The following is a 13,413-nucleotide window of genomic DNA, read 5'->3' as shown; positions in this document are numbered from 1 at the left end:
AGACCTTCAGGAGGGATCGGTTGCGGCCTCGCCCCATTGCGGGTCGGACCAGACGGGATGGATATCGGCAAGCGACGCGCCGTCGCGCAGGATCGCGACAAGGCCTGGCTGGAACGAGGAGCCGGAGCCACCATGCAGCACGAGACCGGGCAGCAGGCGCATCGCGGCGCGGCTGCCCTTGACGCCGCGCACCAGCACGCGCGTCGCGGGATCGTCGGCGCGCGGGTGCAGCGGCAGCACGGCCAGGCCGCCGAAGCGGCCGTCGCAGGCGGCGAGAATCGCCGGCAGCCTGTCGGCCGGCAGGATCGTCGACAGCGTGCCCTGCGGCCGGACCAATGCGGCGGCGGCACGGAACCAGTCATCCAGCCCGCCCACGCCCAGCACATGCGCGCGGGCGCGGAAATCATCCGGCGAGGCACGGACGCGGCCGGCATCGTGGAAGGGCGGGTTCATCAGGGCATGATCGAAGCTGGCCGCTTCGAGACCCGCCGCCTTGCGCGCCGCACCGGCAAGGAGATCCGCGCGCACCACCTCGACCCGGGCGGCGAAGCCGGCATTGGCGGGCCGGGCAAGCGCCTCGCTCGCGCAGGCGACGAGATCCGGCTCGCGCTCGACCAGCACCAGCCGCAGCCGGCCAGCCCGGGCCGCCAGTGCAAGACCGGCGACGCCGGCTCCCGCGCCGAGATCGACCGCGCGGCCGGATGCGCCCGCGCCGAGCGCGGCAGCGAGGATGACCGCGTCGAGACCGGAACGATGATGCCCCCGCGCCGGCTGCACCGCCTCGACGCGGCCGCCCAGGAACGCATCGACCGTGGTCTCGATCGCGGACGCCAGCATCGCCTATCTCGTCTCCGGCCGCAGTTCGTCGCCGATTCCCGCATCGGTCAGGAGTGCGCGCGCATCCTCGACCTCGTCGCTCGTCACAAGAATCCGCCTCGGCAGCACGCCGAGCGAACCTTCCATGACGCTCATGTTCTGGTCGACGACGAGATGCTCGATGCCCGCATCCTTCAGGAGCGCCTCGACAAAAGAAATCAGCACGATGTCATTGGTACGAATAAGCTCTTCCATATCCCCTCGAAGGCCGCATCCGGCAATGTTCCACAGCTTCGACCCTAAGGCCGGGCGGGCGCGGCGGCAATGATGCGTGCATCGCGGCGTCAACGCTGCCGCGCCGCAGCATCAAAATCGTCGATCCGTCCCTTCCGTGCCTCCGTGGGCCATCGTGTCACTTGTTCCGATCCTTCTCCCCCCCTATTGTCCCCGGCGAAACAGAGGCGAACCGGGAGCGTTGCCCGTGGGATTGGTAGTTCCGCTCGACGAGAGCAAGAAGAAGGGCGCAGCCCGGATCGAACCTCTCGTCGCGCTTGTGTCGGCCGATATGGATCTGGTGAATCAGATCATCCTGTCCAAGGCCGGGTCTGATGTGGAGATGATCCCCGAGGTCGCCCAGCATCTCATCTCGTCTGGCGGCAAGCGGCTGCGTCCGATGCTGACGCTTGCGGCGGCGCGAATGTCCGGCTATCGCGGCGATGCGCATGTGAAGCTCGCGGCCAGTGTCGAGTTCATGCACACCGCAACCCTCCTGCATGACGACGTCGTCGACGAGAGCGAGATGCGGCGCGGCAAGCAGACGGCGCGCATGGTCTGGGGCAACCAGGCAAGCGTGCTGGTCGGCGATTTCCTGCTCGGCCAAGCCTTCCGCATGATGGTCGAGGTCGGCTCGCTCGACGCGCTCGACGTGCTTTCCGCCGCCGCCACGGTGATCGCCGAGGGCGAGGTAATGCAGCTTTCGGCCGCCAAGAACATGGCGACCACCGAGGACGAATACCTGGCCGTGATCAAGGCCAAGACGGCGGCGCTGTTCTCGGCCGCCGCCGAAGTCGGCCCGATCATCGCCGACAAGGGCCGCGACGCCCGCGCCGCCTTCCGTTCCTACGGCACCAATCTCGGCCTCGCCTTCCAGCTGATCGACGACGCGCTCGACTACGGCGGCAACTCCGCCGATCTCGGCAAAAATGTCGGCGACGACTTCCACGAGGGCAAGATCACGCTTCCGGTCGTGCTCGCCTACCGGCGCGGCTCCGAGGCCGAGCGCGCCTTCTGGCAGCGCACGCTCGAAAAGGGCGAGATCCAGGACGGCGACCTCGAAAAGGCGATCGGCCTGCTGCGTTCGCACAAGACGATCGAGGAGACGATCGAGCGCGCCCGCCACTACGGCACGGTGGCGCGCGACGCGCTGGCGACCTTCCCGGAAAGCGCCTGGAAGGCCTCCCTGCTCGAAGTCATCGATTTCTGCATCGAGCGCGCGCACTGACAGCCAGCCACCGCGAGCGGCGGCAGGGAAACTGCCGCCGCTCGCGGTGCTGCCGCTTGCGGGGTGGTCTCAAAAGCGCCATCCTCATGGACCACCTCGTGAACGAGGATCCATACCTGCACTCGGTATCAGACAGGATTTCGATGCGCCGCACGCTGCCTTCCCTCGTCCGACCGCTTCGCACCGTTGCGGTGTGCTTTGCCCTGCTCGCCAGCACCAGCCTGATGGCCGGAGCCGCGGCGCGCGGCGAACCATCGGTCGCCGAACTGCTCGACGACGCGATGCCGACGCTTTCCGGCAGCTATCTGGCGGCGCTCAGCGCGATCTCGGCGCAGGACTATGATTCGGCGACCGCGCTGTTCGAGGAAGCGCTGAGCCAGGATCCCGATAATCCGATCCTGCTCGAACGGACGTTCACGCTGCTGATCGCCAATGGCCGCATCGATCGCGCCATTCCGCTGGCTCAGCGGCTGGTCGAGCTCGACCCGGAAATGCGGATGGGCCAGATGGTCCTCGGCGTGAAGGCGCTCAAGGACAAGAAGTTCGCCGAGGCGGGCAAGCATCTCGGCAAGAGCGACCGCGGTCCGCTCGCCAATATCTCGTCCGGCCTGCTTTCCGCCTGGGCGGCGCAGGGCCAGGGCCAGACCGACGCGGCGCTGAAGATCGTCGACACCATGCAGGGCCCCGAATGGTATTCGGTGTTCAAGAACTTCAATACGGCGCTGATCAACGAAAACGCCGGCCGCACCGACGCGGCGGTGAAGGCGATCACGGCCGCCTATGAGGCCGAAGGCGGCTCGCTCCGCGTCACCGAGGCCTACGCCCGGATCCTGGCGCGCGCCGGCAAGGTCGACGAGGCCAAGAAGGCCCTAATCAGCTTCACCGAGAACAGCGTCGGCCATCCCGTCATCGCCGCGCTCCAGAAGGAGCTCAACGCCGGCAAGAAGCCCGCGCCGCTCGTGCGCAACGCGCAGGAAGGCGCCGGCGAGGTTCTGTACGGCCTGGGCTCGGCGCTTGGCGGCGAGAATGGCGGCGCCGACCTCGCGACGATCTACCTGCGGCTCGCCAATTACCTGCAGCCGTCCAACGACCTCGTCATCATGGCGCTCGGGGACCTGACGCAGAACGCGCAGCGCTTCGACCGCTCGATCCCCATCTTCGAGCAGGTGGCGAAGACCTCGCCGCTGCGCCGCAATGCCGACCTCCAGGTCGCCCTCAGCCTCGACGCAGCCGGCAAGTCCGACCAGGCCATCAAGCGGCTGAAGCGTCTCATCGCCGCCAACCCGCGCGACATCGACGCGCTGACGACGCTCGCCACGATCAACCGCACCGGCAAGCGCTATGGCGAGGCGTCCAAGCTCTACACCAAGGCGATCGACGCCCTCACCGAGGACAATCCGCGCAACTGGCTGATCTACTATTTCCGCGGTATCGCCTATGAGCGCGGCCAGGAATGGGCCAAGGCCGAGGCGGACTTCCTCAAGGCGCTGGAAATTGCGCCCGAGGAGCCGCAGGTGCTCAACTATCTCGGCTACAGCTGGATCGATCGCGGTCTCAACCTCGACCGCGCCACCGACATGATCAAGAAGGCCGTCGAGCTCCGGCCGAATGACGGCTACATCGTCGATAGCCTCGGCTGGGCCTACTACAAGCAGGGCAAGTACGACGAAGCCGTCGCGCAGCTCGAGCGCGCCATCTCGATCAAGGCCGACGACGCCACCATCAACGACCATCTCGGCGACGCCTACTGGAAGGTCGGCCGCAAGCTCGAGGCGACGTTCCAGTGGGCGCATGCCCGCGACCTGAACCCCGAGCCGGCGGACAAGGAACGCATCCTCGCCAAGCTCGCGCACGGTCTCGACAAGGTCGAGGCGGAGGAAAAGGCCGCACAGTCGAAGGACGACAGCGCCAAGACCGACACGACCAAGACCGATGCGTCAAACAGCGAGCCGGCCAAGGCCGGTTCCGCCACCTCGCCGCGCGCGGAAGGCCCGAGCCGCATCACCATCGGCGCCGGCGACAGCCTCTGGAAGATCGCGCTCAAGGTCTATGGCGACGGCGAACTCTACAGCCGGCTGATCGCCGCCAATCGCGACAAGCTCAGTAACCCGAACCTCATCGTGCCGGGCCTGGTCATCGACATTCCGCAGTTCGACACGGCGCAGTGACCGCGGCGGAAGACGTCCGGCCCGTCGCCGGGCCGGGCCGCCGGCTCGGCGCGGCCTTCGCGCCGGCGAAGATCAACCTCGCCCTACACGTCATCGGCCGTCGCGCCGATGGCTATCACCTGCTGGACAGCCTCGTCGCGTTCGCCGGGATCGGCGACGCGATCGAGGCGATCGCCAACCCTTCCACGACCGAGCCGCGGCTCACGATTACAGGCCCCTTCGCGGCCGGGCTCGAGGCCGGCCCCGACAATCTGGTGCTGCGCGCCGCGCTCGCCCATACGACGGCCGGCGGTCGGATCGACGGCTTCGACCTTCGCCTCACCAAGAGCCTCCCCGTTGCTTCCGGCATCGGCGGCGGTTCGGCCGACGCGGCGGCGACGCTCCGCCTGCTGACCGAGATCGCCCCCCTGCCTGCGACGGCGGCCGACACCTTGCGGACGCAGGCGGAGAGGCTCGGCGCCGACGTGCCGATGTGCCTGATCTCGACGCCACTCCGGGCGACCGGCATCGGCGAGACGATCGAACCCCTGCCGGGGTTCCCCTCGCTGCCGATGGTGCTGGTCAATCCCGGCGTCGCCGTTTCGACTCCTGCCGTCTTCCGTGGCCTCGCCCGGGCCGACAATCCGCCGCTGCCAGCATTGCCGCCCGTCTTCTCCGACGCTGAAGCCGTCGCTGAATGGCTCAAGACGACGCGCAACGACCTCGAGAATCCGGCAATCGCCGCCCTGCCCCTGATCGCGGCGAGTCTCGCCGAGATGGCGGCTACGGACGGTTGCCGGCTGGCGCGGATGTCCGGATCGGGCGCCACGATATTCGGACTCTTCGCCACGTGGACCGAGGCCGAGCGCGCCGCCGCCGCTCTTTCCAACGCCCATCCGGCATGGTGGGTCGTCGCAACCATGACGGCCGGCAGCTAGCGCTTTCCTCCGCCCTCGCCGAGGGATATCTCTGTGCCCCAGCAGCGCGCACGAGGATCCGGGCCATGACCAAGACCGACCCAAGCCTTCCGTTCATTCCGGTCCGTTTCGCCGTGCTTACCGTATCGGACACGCGCTCGCTTGAGGACGACAAGTCCGGCAAGACGCTCGCCGACCGGATCGAAGCCGCCGGCCACACCCTTTCCGAGCGGGCGATCGTCCCCGACGATATCGACGAGATCCGCACCATCGTCTCCTGCTGGATCAGCGATCCGGAGATCGACGTCGTCATCACCACGGGGGGCACCGGCTTCACCGGCCGGGACGTCACGCCCGAGGCGGTCGAGCCGCTGTTCGAGAAGCGTATGGACGGCTTCTCGGCAGTGTTCCATCGCATCAGCTACGACAAGATCGGCACGTCGACGATCCAGTCGCGCGCCACGGCGGGGCTCGCGAACTCGACCTTCATCTTCGCGATTCCGGGTTCGCCCGGTGCCTGCAAGGACGCCTGGGACGGCATCCTCAGCGTGCAGTTCGACTATCGCAGCCAGCCTTGCAACTTCGTCGAGATCATGCCGCGCCTGGACGAGCACCTGAAGCGCGGCAAGCTCCAGGCCTGATCAGGCCACCACGGTCCGCGATACGGCGCGCGAGCGCAGGAAGGAAAGGCGCCCGCGGCCGATGCGGCGGGCGAGATCGCGCTCGACATTGCCGGGCCGCGCGCGATGGCCACCGACGGCGCGATAGAGGCTCGCCGGCACCAGCAGACCCTCCTTGCGCGAGGGCGAGGCGAACAGGCGCGAGCGTACCGAGGCGCGAACCTCCGAAAGGCGCGCGCGCCAGCCGAAACCGGCATCGGCATGGCGGAAGGATGCAGCGCGATTGCCGCCCGCCCCCGACATCGCCAGTCGATCCATGAAGTCGCGCACCTCGCGCTGCCAGCCGGGCTCCAGCATGACGTCGGGCGAGAGAAAGAGCAGCCAGTCCGAGCGCGCCGCAGCCGCGCCCGCCGCGAGATCGGCGCCGCGATCGCCGGAACCGACGACGATCTTGCAGCCGGCCGCGTCGGCGACGGCAAGCGTCTCGTCCGTCGAGCGGGCGTCGACCACGATGACCTCGCGCACGGTGCCGTCGGCAGCCGCCGGCACGAGCGCCGCCAGCGCGTGGGCCAACGCCATTTCATCGTTCTGAGTGGAAAGGATCACGCTGATCATCGTTTCGATCTTAGACCGACTTTTTTGCGACTGCGAGACGAAACAGCAGAGACGTTGCGTCGCAAGATGCATTGTTCTTGTTTTGTTCCCTGTCGCGGCGTATGAGTCAGGGCATGTCGCTCGCCCGCTCCCTCCCCCCGCATCTCGACCCGCTGCTCATGCCCGCGGAGCCATCCCTGGCCGCGCCGATCGACCCTGACCGTCGGCGCGGCCGCGGCGCCCAGAGCAACAGCTCTGGGCGCTTCGAACGCTTCCAGTCGATCCCGTTCGACGACGGCTGGCAGACGCTGGACGAACTGCCGCCCTTCAAGACCGAGGTGATGCCGGAGAAAGCGCGCACCATCATCACCCGCAACGATTCACCGGATCTCGCCTTCGACCGGTCGATCAATCCCTATCGTGGCTGCGAGCATGGCTGCTCCTACTGCTTCGCCCGGCCAACGCACGCCTATATGGGCCTGTCGCCGGGGCTCGATTTCGAATCGAAGCTTTTCTACAAGCCCGACGCCGCCAAGCTGCTGGAAAAGGAGCTTTCGGATCCCGGCTACAAGCCGCGCACGATCGCCATCGGCACCAATACGGATCCCTACCAGCCGATCGAGCGCCAGCACAGGATGATGCGCGACATCCTCGAGGTGCTGGAGCGCTTCAACCACCCGGTCGGCATCGTCACCAAGTCGGCGCTGGTGCTGCGCGACGTCGACATTCTCGGTCGCATGGCCGAGCGCGGCCTCGCCAAGGTGGCGCTCTCGATCACCTCCCTCGACCGCAAGCTGGCGCGCGACATGGAGCCGAGGGCGGCGACGCCCGGCCGCCGGCTCGACGCGCTGCGCGGCCTTGCCGACGCCGGCGTCCCGGTAGGCGTGCTGGTCGCGCCCGTCATCCCGGCGCTGAACGATTCGGAAATCGAGCGCATCCTCGACGCGGCGGCGGCAGCCGGCGCCACCGAGGCGGGCTACGTGCTGCTGCGCCTGCCGCTCGAGGTCAGCGAGATCTTCAAGGAATGGCTGTTGCGGCACTATCCGGACCGCTTCCGTCATGTCCTCTCCGTGCTGCGCTCGATGCGCGGCGGCAAGGACTATGATTCCGAGTTCGGCAAGCGGCAGAAGGGCGAAGGTCCCTATGCGTGGCAGATCGGCCGCCGTTTCGAGATCGCGGCCCAGCGCCTTGGCCTCAATCGCCGCCACCTGAAGCTCCGGACCGACCAGTTTTCCCCGCCCGTGCAGCCCCCGGCGCAGCTCAGCCTGTTCTAAATCAGCCGCAGCCTTCCACATTTGTGCTAGGAGGATGCATCTGGCGCGCGGGTGACAGGCGCGCCGCGTCATGGTCCAGCAGGCGCCTCCATCGCAACGATCGGAGTGAAAATTGGCGGATCCACATCCCGGGGCGACACAGAAGCTGGCGCTCCTGATCGACGCCGACAATGTCCGCGCCGATTTCCTGCCGATCATCATCCGCGAGGCCTCGACCATCGGCCGCGTCGTCATCCGCCGCGTCTACGGCCACTTCGCCTCGAGCGCGATGACCCAGTGGCAGCCCCTTCTCCATTCGCACGCGCTGACGCCGGTGCATGTGCCGCCGGCCGCCGTCGGCAAGAACGCCACCGACATGAAGCTCGCCATCGAGGCGATGGACATGCTGCACGAGAAGGGCCTGGACGGCTTCTGCATCGCCTCCAGCGACAGCGACTTCACCACGCTCGCGAGCCGCATCCGCGAGGACGGCCTCGCCGTCTATGGCTTCGGCGAGCAGAAATCGACCAAGCCCTATGTCGCAGCCTGCGACCGCTTCTTCTATTGCGACCTGCTGCTGGCCGAAGAGCGCCAGGAAGGAAACGGCGCCTCGAACAAGGCGACCAAGGCCACGCCCCAGACGGCGCCGCGCCTGCCGCGCGACGACATCTTCGCCGCCATCGAGGACGTCTCCGGCGACGATGGCTGGGCGCATCTCGGCCAGGTGGGACAAATCCTGTCGAAGCGCATGCCCGACTTCGACCCGCGCAACTACGGCTTCCGCAAGCTCGTCGACCTCATGGATACCATGGCCGGCGTTGAGGTCCGCCGCGTCGATCTCGAAGCGGGCGGCCGCGCGGTGATGATCCGCCTCAAGGTGAAATGATCCGGGGTTGCGTGCAGGAGCGGCCGCTACCGGCGCGTTCGCAATTGCCCCCCGCCGCCGCGCCGACTAGAGTGTGACAATTCCATAACCCTTCATGCGAGGCGCCCGTGCTCAAGTCCGCGCATACGGATCTCAACTACCTGACCAGCCACATCGCTCAGGCGATCCGTTCGGCGGAGGCCTTCGAGGAGCCGTTCTATCACCTCGTCCTCGACGGCATCTTCCCGGCCGATGTCTATGCCGAAATGCAGGAGCTGATGCCGTCGGCCGGGCATTTTCGCGCGCTCGCGGGCCGCGGCAACGTCAACATCCGCAATGATGGCAGCTCGACCCGCGTCAAGGTAGACCTCTTCCCGGAATATCTGCGCCACCTGGAGGGCCGCCGGAAGACGCTCTGGAACCTGGTCGGCGCGGCGCTCTGCTCCGACGTCGTGCGCGACGCCTTCGTCGAGCGCCTGGGCCCGGGCCTGAAGCGCCGCTTCGGCAGCGCCTACAAGCCAACCGACTTCTTCCCGATCCCGATGCTGACGCGCGACACCTCCGGCTACCGGATCGCCGAGCACACCGATACGCACTGGAAGGGCATCACAGTCCAGCTCTACCTGCCGCGCGACGAATCGCTGAACGGCGTCGGCACCGTGTTCTCTTCGCGAGGCGCGGACGGCAAGTTCACGCGGGTGAAGCAGATGGATTTCATCCCGAACCACGGCTACGCCTTCGCGGTCGGCGACAATACCTGGCACTCGGTAGACCCGACCGGCGAGCTGCCGATGTCGCGCGACAGCATCCTGCACACCTATTTCGTCGATCAGACCGCCTTCCAGAAGGCGCGCAACCGCGGCAAGCGGGTCGGCAACTTCCTGAAGAACGAGTTCCGCCAGCTCGGCGGCGGCTGACGGCGCGGCGCTCCGCGCGTCTCGTTGCAGGACCTTTCGACGAACGGGCGCGGGGATCATCCAGCGCCCGTTTGTGTTCAAGCGGTGGCGCGCCGTGGCGCCTCCACCGCCAATCTGCCGCCTTGCATTCGGGCGGCGCGTCGCGGAATTTCACGGCATGGCACGCCGCACATCCGAATCGCCGCTCCTGTTCGAGCTCCCTCCAGTCCCAACCGACGCCATCGAGCGACGGCTGCGCCGCAGCGGCCACAAGGCGATCGCCGGTGTCGACGAGGTCGGTCGCGGCCCGCTCGCCGGACCAGTCGTGGCGGCGGCGGTGATCCTCGACCCCATACGGATCCCGGACGGGCTCAACGATTCGAAGAAGCTGACTGCCGCCGTGCGTGAGGCGCTGTTCGAACAGATCATGGCGTCGGCGCACGTGTCGGTGGTCGCGGCGTCGGTGCTCCGGATCGATACCACCAACATCCGCCAGGCGACCCTCTGGGCCATGGCGCAGGCCGTCCGCGGCCTGCCACATGCGGCCGACCATGTGCTCGTCGACGGCAACGACGTGCCGCCTGGCCTCGCCTGCCGCGGCGAGGCCTTCGTCAAGGGCGACGGCCGCTCCGTATCGATCGCCGCCGCCTCGATCGTCGCCAAGGTGACACGCGACCGCATGATGGTGCGCGCCGCGGCGCATTATCCGGACTATGGCTTCGAGCGGCATGTCGGCTACGGCACCGCCTTCCATCTCGACGCGCTCGCCAGCCTCGGCGCCTGCCCGCTGCACCGGACCAGCTTCGCGCCCATCCGTGCGCTGCTCGCAAAAGAAAACGCCGCCGGCAGTGCCGACGGCGTGGATCGTTTCGACGAGGAATTCCTCGTCAGTTGAGGCGGTTCTTCACGTCGGCAATCGACGAGGCGACCAGATCGGCGCCGGCCGCGCCCTTGAGCTTGGCCGACAGGATCTTCTCGGCCGCAGCAATCGCGACATCAGCGGAAAGCGCCTTCACTTCCTGCAGAGCCTGATGCTCGGCCTGGACGATCTTGTCCTCGGCCATCTTGGTGCGACGGGTGACATAGTCTTCCATCTGGGCCTTCGCCTCGTCGGCGATCGCCGCGGCTTCGCGACGGGCCTTCTCGACGATGGTCTGCGCCTCGGCCTCGGCCTCGCGCGCCCGCTTCTGGTAGTCGGCGAGCAAGGCCGCCGCTTCCTCGCGGAGACGCTTGGCGTCGTCCAGGTCCTTGCCAATGCTCTCGGCGCGCTTGTCGAGCGCCTTGCCCAGGCTCGTGTGCACGCCGACGAAGGCGAGCAGCACGAAGAAGAGGATCAGGCCGACGAGTGCGAAAAAGGAAGCATCGAATTCCATGATCTCAGCCCCTTACTTCGACGACGACACGGAAGAGACGGCGGCTGCCACCTCGTCCGAAGTCGGCTGCTGGCCCGACAGCGCCGCGACGACGGCGGAAGCGGTTTCCTCGGCGATCGCGCCGACATCGCCAAGCGCCTTCGCCTTGATCTCGCCGATCCGCGCTTCGGCGGCGTCGAGCTTGGCGCTCAGCGAGGACTCGATTTCCGCGCGCTGCTTGACGGCAGCGGCCTTGGCCTCGTCCATCCCCGACTGCGCAATGGCGTGAGCCGAAGAGCGCGCATCCGCAAGAGCCTTCTCGTAGGTGCCGAGCGCCTTGTCGGACTCGACGCGCAGGCGCTGCGCCTCCTCCAGATCACCGGCGATCCGCGCAGCGCGGCCCTCGACGATCGTGCTGAGACGCGGCACGAGGACGCGCTTCATCAGGAGGTAGAGAAGGCCGAAGCAGATCACGTACCAGAGGATCTGCGACGGGTACTTGTGGGTATCGAAAGGCGGAAAAGGAGCCTTCTCCCCTGCCGCGTGACCGACCTCGGTGTGAGTCTCAGTCGGCGCCGGCTGGCCGTCGGCCGGAGCCGACGCTGGCGCGGCATCCTCGGCGTATGCAGGCGAGATGAACCAAGTCATCGAAGACCCCAGATCGAAATACAATTGACATGCGACGGCCCGAGGCCGCCGCATGAGGCTTCACCCGGCCGCCCGAAGGCGGCCTGACGGGATCAGACCACGAAGAGCAGGAGCAGCGCGACGAGCAGCGAGAAGATGCCCAGCGCTTCGGTGACGGCGAAGCCGAGGATGAGGCGGCCGAACTGGCCATCGGCAGCCGACGGGTTGCGCAGCGCGCCCGTCAGGTAGCTCGAGAAGATGTTGCCGAGGGCGAGAGCCGTTCCGGCCATGCCAAAGCAAGCAAGACCAGCACCGATGAACTTTGCAGCTTCCGCTTCCATTTTATGCTCCTTGAAGTCGAAATTTCGGGTTGGAAGAACGTGTACCTTCGCCGACCTGCTGATCAATGCCCGGGGTGGAGGGCGTCGTTCAGATACATGCAGGTAAGGACCGTGAAGATGTAGGCCTGGAGGAATGCCACCAGGAATTCGAGAGCGGTCAGGCCGACCGTCATGACCAGCGGCAGGATCGCGCCGCCGACGCCGATGGCGCCGAGGCCGGCCATGCTGGCGACGAAGCCGGCGAAGACCTTGAGCGTGATGTGACCGGCCAGCATGTTGCCGAAGAGACGGACGGAGAGGCTGATCGGACGCGACAGGAACGAGATGACCTCGATCGCCGAAACCAGCGGCACGACCGCCATCGGAACGCCATGCGGCACGAACAGGCCGAGGAAGCCGAAGCCGTGGCGGACGAAACCGTAGATCACCACCGTGAGCATCACGGTCATCGCCAGGGCGAAGGTGATGATGATCTGGCTGGTCGCAGTCATGAAATAGGGGAACATTCCGAAGAAGTTCGCGACCAGGATGAACATGAACAGCGAGAACACGAGGGGGAAGAAGCGCATCCCCTCCTTGCCGGCACTAGATCGGAGTGTTCCCGCGACAAATTCGTACGCCATTTCCGCGACGGACTGGAGGCGACCCGGGATCAGGCTCTGCTTCGCCGTGGAGATGAGCAGGAAACCCGTCACGATCACCACCGTTGCGATCATGGCAAAGGCGGAATTGGTGAAGTGGAACTCCATGCCGCCGAACTGGCCGAGCGGGAAGAATTCCTTGATGTGAAACTGATGGATCGGATCGTTCGCCACCGAGCCCGCCTTCTTCGCCAGAGTCTGACCGCAGCCAATGCCGCGACCGTATTGATAACTACGTTTTCTTGCCCCGGCGCGACACCTGCCGAGCCTCGGGCTGCGCAACCTTGCCGACCGCGCGCAGGACGTTCAGGACGCCCGCAACGAAACCGAGCAGCAAGAGCACGATCAAGCCCCAGGGGGATGTGCCTAGCCAGTGATCGATAAGCCAGCCGAGGCCGGCACCGACCAGCACGCCCGACACGAACTCGCCGACGATACGAAACGCGAGGCTCATGCCCCGCGCAGTAACCTCGTTCGACGGCTGTGCCCGCTCGGCCGCCTGCGCTTCGTCACGAGCCTTGTCCAGCTTGTGACTGAGCGCGCGCAGCCTTGCCGAGAGCGCGGCTTCGTCCTCAGCCATCCGCCTGATCTTCTCTTCGTCACTTGGCGAACCCATGTCGCTCATCGCGTCATCCCTGCCAAGTACGAGAAAGCCTCACAAAGCTTAGTACCGCCCCGAAACCGCGCGCACCATAGTGACGCCTCCAACTCGTGTCAAGGAGCCGGAATTCATTCACAAGCTATTGAAATCATTAGAATTAATCAAATCGTCGCTGAGACATTTTGACGGAATCGGCGAATCCCTGACGAGCGGCACGTTCACAGCGCCCCGCCGTCGTGCGA

The 13,413-nt window shown here is 66.7% G+C and carries 16 protein-coding genes; 8 read left to right on the top strand and 8 right to left on the bottom strand.

Features of this window, described 5'->3' with window-relative positions; all coding sequences use genetic code 11:
- Positions 1–6 precede the first annotated feature (6 nt).
- Both WFK98_RS04090 and WFK98_RS04085 read right to left on the bottom strand, forming a co-directional pair.
- The gene (locus tag WFK98_RS04090) at positions 7–837 is read right to left on the bottom strand and encodes a tRNA1(Val) (adenine(37)-N6)-methyltransferase (RefSeq protein ID WP_336799354.1); all 831 of its coding nucleotides are present in this window, start codon (positions 835–837) and stop codon (positions 7–9) included.
- Positions 838–840: 3 nt separating this feature from the next.
- Positions 841–1,071: a putative signal transducing protein gene (locus WFK98_RS04085; RefSeq protein ID WP_266339862.1), complete on the bottom strand. Its 231-nt coding sequence runs from the start codon at positions 1,069–1,071 to the stop codon at positions 841–843.
- A gap of 226 nt (positions 1,072–1,297) precedes the next feature.
- On the opposite strand from WFK98_RS04085, the gene WFK98_RS04080 reads away from it, so the two are divergent.
- The 4 genes from WFK98_RS04080 to moaB all read left to right on the top strand — a co-directional run bounded on the left by WFK98_RS04080 (position 1,298) and on the right by moaB (position 6,022).
- Positions 1,298–2,317, top strand: a complete 1,020-nt coding sequence (locus WFK98_RS04080) for a polyprenyl synthetase family protein (RefSeq protein ID WP_266339861.1) — start codon at positions 1,298–1,300, stop codon at positions 2,315–2,317.
- Between the two features lie 143 nt (positions 2,318–2,460).
- Positions 2,461–4,485: a tetratricopeptide repeat protein gene (locus tag WFK98_RS04075; protein ID WP_336799353.1), complete on the top strand. Its 2,025-nt coding sequence runs from the start codon at positions 2,461–2,463 to the stop codon at positions 4,483–4,485.
- Positions 4,482–5,402 (top strand): 4-(cytidine 5'-diphospho)-2-C-methyl-D-erythritol kinase, encoded by a 921-nt coding sequence (locus WFK98_RS04070; RefSeq protein WP_336799352.1) that lies wholly within the window; start codon positions 4,482–4,484, stop codon positions 5,400–5,402. The genes WFK98_RS04075 and WFK98_RS04070 overlap by 4 nt, the downstream gene beginning before the upstream one ends.
- A 65-nt stretch (positions 5,403–5,467) precedes the next feature.
- Positions 5,468–6,022: a molybdenum cofactor biosynthesis protein B gene (moaB, locus tag WFK98_RS04065; RefSeq protein ID WP_336799351.1), complete on the top strand. Its 555-nt coding sequence runs from the start codon at positions 5,468–5,470 to the stop codon at positions 6,020–6,022.
- Here the strand turns inward: moaB and WFK98_RS04060 are convergent, their stop codons facing one another.
- Entirely contained in the window at positions 6,023–6,616 is a 594-nt protein-coding gene (locus WFK98_RS04060) for a glycosyltransferase (RefSeq protein ID WP_266339857.1), read from the bottom strand.
- A gap of 101 nt (positions 6,617–6,717) precedes the next feature.
- Between WFK98_RS04060 and WFK98_RS04055 the strand changes: the two genes are divergently transcribed.
- The 4 genes from WFK98_RS04055 to WFK98_RS04040 all read left to right on the top strand — a co-directional run bounded on the left by WFK98_RS04055 (position 6,718) and on the right by WFK98_RS04040 (position 10,504).
- Entirely contained in the window at positions 6,718–7,869 is a 1,152-nt protein-coding gene (locus WFK98_RS04055) for a PA0069 family radical SAM protein (RefSeq protein ID WP_420909646.1), read from the top strand.
- 112 nt (positions 7,870–7,981) lie between these two features.
- Positions 7,982–8,734 carry an NYN domain-containing protein gene (locus WFK98_RS04050; RefSeq protein ID WP_266339856.1) on the top strand — a complete coding sequence of 251 codons (753 nt, stop codon included), beginning with the start codon at positions 7,982–7,984 and terminating at the stop codon, positions 8,732–8,734.
- A 107-nt stretch (positions 8,735–8,841) separates the two neighbouring features.
- Positions 8,842–9,630: a hypothetical protein gene (locus WFK98_RS04045; RefSeq protein WP_266339855.1), complete on the top strand. Its 789-nt coding sequence runs from the start codon at positions 8,842–8,844 to the stop codon at positions 9,628–9,630.
- Positions 9,631–9,787: 157 nt separating this feature from the next.
- A complete protein-coding gene (locus WFK98_RS04040) occupies positions 9,788–10,504 on the top strand; it encodes a ribonuclease HII (RefSeq protein ID WP_336799350.1) in 717 nt (238 codons plus the stop codon).
- Here the strand turns inward: WFK98_RS04040 and atpF are convergent.
- The 5 genes from atpF to WFK98_RS04015 form a co-directional block, all read right to left on the bottom strand.
- On the bottom strand, positions 10,497–10,982 hold the full coding sequence (gene atpF / locus WFK98_RS04035) for a F0F1 ATP synthase subunit B (RefSeq protein WP_336799349.1): 486 nt from the start codon (positions 10,980–10,982) through the stop codon (positions 10,497–10,499). The two genes, WFK98_RS04040 and atpF, sit on opposite strands and share 8 nt — an antisense overlap.
- A 12-nt stretch (positions 10,983–10,994) precedes the next feature.
- Positions 10,995–11,609: a F0F1 ATP synthase subunit B gene (locus tag WFK98_RS04030; protein ID WP_266339852.1), complete on the bottom strand. Its 615-nt coding sequence runs from the start codon at positions 11,607–11,609 to the stop codon at positions 10,995–10,997.
- A gap of 92 nt (positions 11,610–11,701) precedes the next feature.
- Positions 11,702–11,929, bottom strand: coding sequence for a F0F1 ATP synthase subunit C (locus WFK98_RS04025; protein ID WP_266332970.1), 228 nt, complete (start codon positions 11,927–11,929; stop codon positions 11,702–11,704).
- A 62-nt stretch (positions 11,930–11,991) separates the two neighbouring features.
- Complete coding sequence (locus WFK98_RS04020; RefSeq protein WP_266339851.1) at positions 11,992–12,744, bottom strand: F0F1 ATP synthase subunit A; 753 nt, start codon at positions 12,742–12,744, stop codon at positions 11,992–11,994.
- 58 nt (positions 12,745–12,802) lie between these two features.
- Positions 12,803–13,195: an AtpZ/AtpI family protein gene (locus tag WFK98_RS04015; RefSeq protein ID WP_266339850.1), complete on the bottom strand. Its 393-nt coding sequence runs from the start codon at positions 13,193–13,195 to the stop codon at positions 12,803–12,805.
- Positions 13,196–13,413: the final 218 nt, after the last annotated feature.

The organism is Kaistia sp. MMO-174, assembly GCF_037147815.1.
Lineage (GTDB): Bacteria > Pseudomonadota > Alphaproteobacteria > Rhizobiales > Kaistiaceae > Kaistia > Kaistia nematophila.
This window is presented reverse-complemented; position numbering and strand designations above follow the sequence as displayed.